At 73.4% G+C, this 5,791-nt stretch carries 5 protein-coding genes; 4 read left to right on the top strand and 1 reads right to left on the bottom strand.

All coding sequences use genetic code 11. The features are described 5' to 3' along the window. The 4 genes from IDM29_RS14195 to IDM29_RS14180 all read left to right on the top strand — a co-directional run. On the top strand, positions 1-215 hold a 215-nt coding region (locus tag IDM29_RS14195), incomplete at its 5' end, for a hypothetical protein (protein WP_188037675.1). After that, positions 215-1,324 carry a protein translocase subunit SecF gene (gene secF / locus IDM29_RS14190; protein ID WP_182111214.1) on the top strand — a complete coding sequence of 370 codons (1,110 nt, stop codon included), beginning with the start codon at positions 215-217 and terminating at the stop codon, positions 1,322-1,324. The genes IDM29_RS14195 and secF, both read left to right, overlap by 1 nt. After that, complete coding sequence (locus IDM29_RS14185) at positions 1,321-1,869, top strand: adenine phosphoribosyltransferase (protein WP_182111213.1); 549 nt, start codon at positions 1,321-1,323, stop codon at positions 1,867-1,869. The genes secF and IDM29_RS14185 overlap by 4 nt, the downstream gene beginning before the upstream one ends. A 111-nt stretch (positions 1,870-1,980) precedes the next feature. Then, entirely contained in the window at positions 1,981-4,347 is a 2,367-nt protein-coding gene (locus IDM29_RS14180) for a bifunctional (p)ppGpp synthetase/guanosine-3',5'-bis(diphosphate) 3'-pyrophosphohydrolase (protein ID WP_188037674.1), read from the top strand. Between the two features lie 88 nt (positions 4,348-4,435). On the opposite strand, the gene IDM29_RS14175 is transcribed toward IDM29_RS14180, so the two are convergent. Further along, on the bottom strand, positions 4,436-5,791 hold a 1,356-nt coding region (locus IDM29_RS14175; protein WP_188037673.1), incomplete at its 5' end, for a DUF349 domain-containing protein.

The following is a 5,791-nucleotide window of genomic DNA, read 5'->3' as shown; positions in this document are numbered from 1 at the left end:
CGACCGCGGTCGACGACGTCGTCGCGACGCCGGCCGACGACCGGGAGCCGGTGGGCGTGGCCGGGGGCCGCCGGATGACCATCGCCGAGCGTCGCGCGGCCGAGCGCCGCGCGGCCACGGCCGGTGCGTCGGGCGCGGGGCACAGCAGCACGGCACCGCCGGACGGCGACGACGGCCCGCAGGCGGATGCCGGCACCGAGCGGAAGGACGCCTGATGCCCTCGCGCGTGGCCCAGTGGGGCAACGACCTCTACACCGGCAAGCGCTCGTACGACATCGTCGGGCGGCGCATGCGGTGGCTCGCCATCGGCGGCGCCGTCATCCTCGCCTCGATCGCGCTGCTGCTCGTGCGCGGCATCAACCCGAGCATCGAGTTCAGCGGCGGTGCGGAGTTCACCGTCACGGGCGCGGCGACGACCGAGCAGCAGCCCGCGCTCGACGTCGTGGCCGAGGTGGCCCCGGAGGAGGTGCCCAGGGTCTCCGGCCTCGGCGACTCCTCCGTCCGCGTGCAGACGGGCGAGCTGGAGCAGGACGTCGCGGACGAGATCGCCTCCGGTCTCGCCGAGGCCTACGACGTCCCCCTCGGCGACGTGAGCACGTCGCTCGTCGGACCGAGCTGGGGTGCCGACGTCACCGCGAAGGCCGTGCAGGGGCTCGTGATCTTCCTGCTCCTGGTCGCCGTCGTGATGACGCTGTACTTCCGTGCGTGGCGCATGGCGGCCGCGGCCCTGTTCGCGCTCGCGCACGACCTGATCATCACCGTGGGCGTCTACGCCGGCATCGGCTGGGAGGTCAGCCCGGCGACGGTCATCGGGTTCCTGACGATCCTCGGGTACTCGCTCTACGACACGGTCGTCGTCTTCGACAAGGTGCGGGAGAACACCGAGAAGGTGCTGGAGCAGCGCCGGTACACCTACGCGGAGCTCGCCAACCTCGCGGTGAACCAGACCCTCGTGCGATCGATCAACACGTCCGTCGTGGCGCTCCTGCCGGTCTCGGCGATCCTCTTCATCGGCGCCTTCCTGCTCGGCGCGGGCACGCTGCGCGACATCGCCCTCGCGCTGTTCATCGGCATGTCCGTCGGCACGCTCTCGTCGGTCTTCATCGCCACGCCGTTCGAGGTCTTCCTGCGCGAGCGGGAGCCGGCGATCCGCGAGCACACCGCGCGTGTGCTGGAGGCTCGCAAGGCGACCGCGCCGGCGGACGCGGACCCCGCCGAGGCGGTCAAGGTCCACGTCGGCGCGCCCGTCCCGGGCGGGCACCTGGGCAACAGCGCGCAGCCCCGGCGCCGCAAGCCGAACCGGCCCGCGGGCCGCAAGCCGTGAGCGGGACCTCCCCGCAGGAGGGACGCTCGCTCGTGGAGCGGGCGTCCGCTCTCGTGACGGACGTCGTGGACCACCCGCAGCCCGGCGTCACGTTCAAGGACATCACCCCGCTGCTCGCGGACGGCGCCACGTTCGCCGCGGTGGTCGAGCACCTGGCCCACCAGGCTCCCGGACCGATCGACCTCGTCGTCGGGATGGAGGCCCGCGGCTTCATCGTGGGCGCGCCGGTCGCCGTGGCGCTGGGGGCGGGCTTCGTGCCGGTCCGCAAGGCGGGCAAGCTGCCCCGTGCGACCCTGGCGAGCGCGTACGACCTGGAGTACGGCAGCGCGGTGCTCGAGGTGCACCCGGACACGATCCCGCTCGGTGCGCGGATCCTCGTGGTCGACGACGTGCTCGCCACGGGCGGCACGGCCGCTGCGACCGTCGAGCTCCTCGAGCAGGCGGGCGGCGTCGTCGTCGGGCTCGCGTTCCTCATGGAGCTGACCTTCCTGCACGGCCGCGAGCGGCTGCCGGGCCGCGAGATCGACGTCCTGCTGACCTACTGACGGCACGAACCGCGGCGCCCTGCACCAGCAGCGGGCGACGAGGCCGGCCGGACGGCCACGCGGCCCCTGGCCAACTAGACTTGGTGGCGTCGTCGGGACGAGGAGGGCGTGATGGCCGAGCAGCCGGTACCGGTGCCGCCGCGCGCCGCGGGCGAGGCCGTGACGCCCGCGCCAGCGCCCGTGCCCGACGCCTCGCCCCGACCGGCGCCCGAGACGCCCGGCACGGGGTCCCGTGTCCGCTCGCGCCTGGTGCGCTTCGGCAGCCGGACGCCGGCGGGCTCGCCCGCGCTCGAGCCGCTCATGCTCGCGGTCCGCGCCAACCATCCCAAGGCCGACCTCAGCGTGCTCGACCGCGCCTACGCGGTCGCGGAGCGGGCCCACCGGGGCCAGGTGCGGCGCAGCGGCGACCCGTACATCACCCATCCCGTCGCCGTCGCCACGATCCTCGCGGACCTCGGGATGACGCCGTCGACCCTCGCGGCGGCCCTGCTCCACGACACGGTCGAGGACACCGAGTACTCGCTCGACGACCTGTGCTCCGACTTCGGTCCGGAGATCGCGATGCTGGTCGACGGGGTGACCAAGCTCGACAAGGTCGTCTACGGCGACGCCGCGCAGGCGGAGACCGTGCGCAAGATGGTCGTCGCGATGTCGCGCGACATCCGGGTGCTCGTCATCAAGCTCGCGGACCGGCTGCACAACGCCCGGACCTGGCGCTTCGTGCCGGCGGCGTCGGCCGAGCGCAAGGCGCGCGAGACGCTCGAGATCTACGCGCCCCTGGCGCACCGGCTCGGCATGAACACGATCAAGTGGGAGCTCGAGGACCTCTCGTTCGCGACGCTCTACCCGAAGGTGTACGAGGAGATCGTCCACCTGGTCGCCGAGCGGGCCCCGGCTCGCGACGAGTACCTGTCGGTCGTGCGCGAGCAGGTCACGGCCGACCTGCGCGCGGTGAAGATCAAGTCGACGGTGACCGGCCGGCCCAAGCACTACTACTCGATCTACCAGAAGATGATCGTGCGGGGCCGCGACTTCGCCGACATCTACGACCTGGTGGGCGTGCGCGTCCTGGTCGACTCGGTCCGCGACTGCTACGCGGCGCTGGGTGCGCTGCACGCGCGGTGGAACCCGGTGCCGGGCCGGTTCAAGGACTACATCGCGATGCCCAAGTTCAACATGTACCAGTCGCTGCACACGACGGTCATCGGGCCCGGTGGCAAGCCGGTCGAGATCCAGATCCGGACGCACGAGATGCACCGTCGCGCCGAGTACGGCGTCGCGGCCCACTGGAAGTACAAGGAGATCGCGAAGCAGTCCGGCGGCGCGGTCGACGCGGCGAGCGACATGGCCTGGCTGCGCCAGCTCGTGGACTGGCAGCGCGAGACCGCCGACCCGACCGAGTTCCTCGACTCGCTCCGGTTCGAGATCCGGGGCCAGGAGGTCTTCGTCTTCACGCCCAAGGGCGACGTCATCGCGCTGCCCGCGGGGTCCACACCGGTCGACTTCGCCTACGCGGTCCACACGGAGGTCGGCCACCGCACCATGGGCGCGCGGGTGAACGGGCGCCTGGTGCCGCTGGACTCGACGCTCGACAACGGCGACGTCGTGGACGTCCTGACGTCCAAGTCCGAGACGGCCGGTCCCAGCCGGGACTGGATGACCTTCGTCAAGAGCCCGCGTGCCCGCAACAAGATCCGCCAGTGGTTCTCCAAGGAGCGCCGCGAGGAGGCGATCGAGCACGGCAAGGACGCGATCGCCAAGGCGATGCGCAAGCAGAACCTGCCGATCCAGCGGCTGCTCACGCACGAGGCGCTCGTGACGCTCGCGAACGAGATGCGCTTCGCCGACGTGTCGTCGCTGTACGCGGCGATCGGCGAGGGCCAGGCGTCCGCCGTGACCGTGGTGCACCGCCTGGTGCAGTCCATGGGCGGCGAGTCCGGGACCGAGGAGGACCTCGCCGAGGCGACCCGCCCGGGCAGCCAGCGTCGCCCGCGCTCGGGGGACGCCGGCGTCGTGGTCAAGGGCGTCAGCGACATCTGGGTCAAGCTCGCCAAGTGCTGCACGCCGGTCCCGGGCGACGAGATCGTGGGCTTCGTCACGCGCGGTGCCGGCGTGAGCGTCCACCGCACCGACTGCCTCAACGTGGAAGGGCTGCGCAACCAGCCCGAGCGCATCGTCGAGGTCGAGTGGGACACGGGGACGGGCACGCTGTTCCTCGTGCAGATCCAGGTCGAGGCCCTCGACCGGTCACGGCTGCTGTCCGACGTCACGCGGGTCCTGTCGGACCACCACGTCAACATCCTCTCGGCGACGGTCTCGACGTCGCGGGACCGCGTCGCGCTCTCGCGCTTCGTGTTCGAGATGGCCGAGCCGGCGCACCTCAGCTCCGTGCTGGCCGCCGTGCGCAAGGTCGACGGCGTCTTCGACGTCTACCGGCTCACGGGCTCGCGCGCCGCCGAGCTGCCGGCGCGCGGCTAGGTCGCAGCGCGACCCTCAGGTTCTCGCCCACGGCGGCTGCCGAGGGGGACCGGGACGGATCGTCCTCGGCCCCCCTCGGCGCCGCGGGTCAGCGGGAGTCGGCCGCCGCGCGCTCGACCTGCTCGAGCCACGCGCGCCGCGCGTCGAGCGCCGCACGGGCGTCGGCGACCTTGCGCGTGTCGCCCGCGGCCTCGGCCTTCGCGAGGTCGGCCTCGAGCCCGGCGATCGCGGCCTGGAGCTGCGCCAGGGCGCCCTCGGCACGCGCGCGCGTCTCGGGGTTGCTGCGCTGCCACTGGGCGTTCTCCGCCTCGCGCACCGCCTGCTCGACGGCGCGCAGGCGGCCCTCGACGCGCTGGACGTCGTTGCGGGGAACCTTGCCGGCCTGCTCCCACCGCTCCTGGATGTCGCGGAGCGCCGCACGCGCCGCGGGCAGGTCGCGGACCGGGACCAGGCGCTCGGCCTCCTCGAGCAGGGCGAGCTTCACCTGGAGGTTGGCGCCGAACTCGGCGTCGATCTCCTTCTGGGAGGCGTCACGCGCGGCGAAGAACTGGTCCTGCGCCGCGCGGAAGCGGGCCCACAGGGCGTCGTCGTCCTTGCGGTTGGCCCGGCCGGCGGCCTTCCAGCGCGCCATGAGGTCGCGGTAGGCGGCCGACGTCGCGCCCCAGTCGGTGCTCGTGGCGAGGGCCTCGGCCTCCGCGACGAGCGCCGCCTTCTCGGACTTGGCGGCCGAGTTGTGCTTCTCGAGCTCGGCGAAGAACCGGCGTCGCTCCCGGTCGAACGTCGACCGCGCGTGGCTGAAACGCTTCCAGAGCGCGTCCTCGGTGGCCCGGTCGATCCGCGGACCGTGCCGCTGGGCGTCCTTCCACTCGTCGAGGAGCGCGCGGAGCTGCTCGCCCGCGGGGCGCCACTGGATCCGCTCGGGGTCCGTGCCCGCGATCTTCTCCGCGGCCTCCACGAGGGCGGTGCGCGACTCGATCGCGGCCTGCTTCGCGGCGGCGCGCTGGGCGTCCGCCTCGGCCCGGCGCTCGGCCGCGACGCCACGCAGCGCCTCGAGCCGACGGCGCAGGCCGTCCAGGTCGCCCACGGCGGCCGGCTCGGCGAGCTCGGCGGTGAGGTGGTCCAGCGTGGACTCGATCTCCTTGACGGCGAGGTCGGCGGTCGCCATCCGGGTCTCCAGCAGGAGCACCTTGGCGTGCAGGTCCGCGAACCGGCGCACGTAGAACGCCAGTGCGTCCGCCTGGTCGGCGCCGGGGTACTGGCCCACGACCCGCTCGCCGGACTCCTCGCGCACGTACACCGTGCCGTCCTCGTCGACGCGACCCCAGCGCGCCGCCTCCTGGGCCTCCGCCGCGCTCAGCGCCGCCGGGACCGGGACGACCGGCGCCTGCGGTGCGGCGTCGCCGGACGGCGTCGGGCGCGCGGCGACGGGCGGGCGGGGGAGCGG

The sequence above is a fragment of the Actinotalea sp. JY-7885 genome, from assembly GCF_014525465.1.
Lineage (GTDB): Bacteria > Actinomycetota > Actinomycetes > Actinomycetales > Cellulomonadaceae > Actinotalea.
Note: the sequence above shows the minus strand (reverse complement) of the source record. Positions and strands in the feature narration are given on the sequence as shown.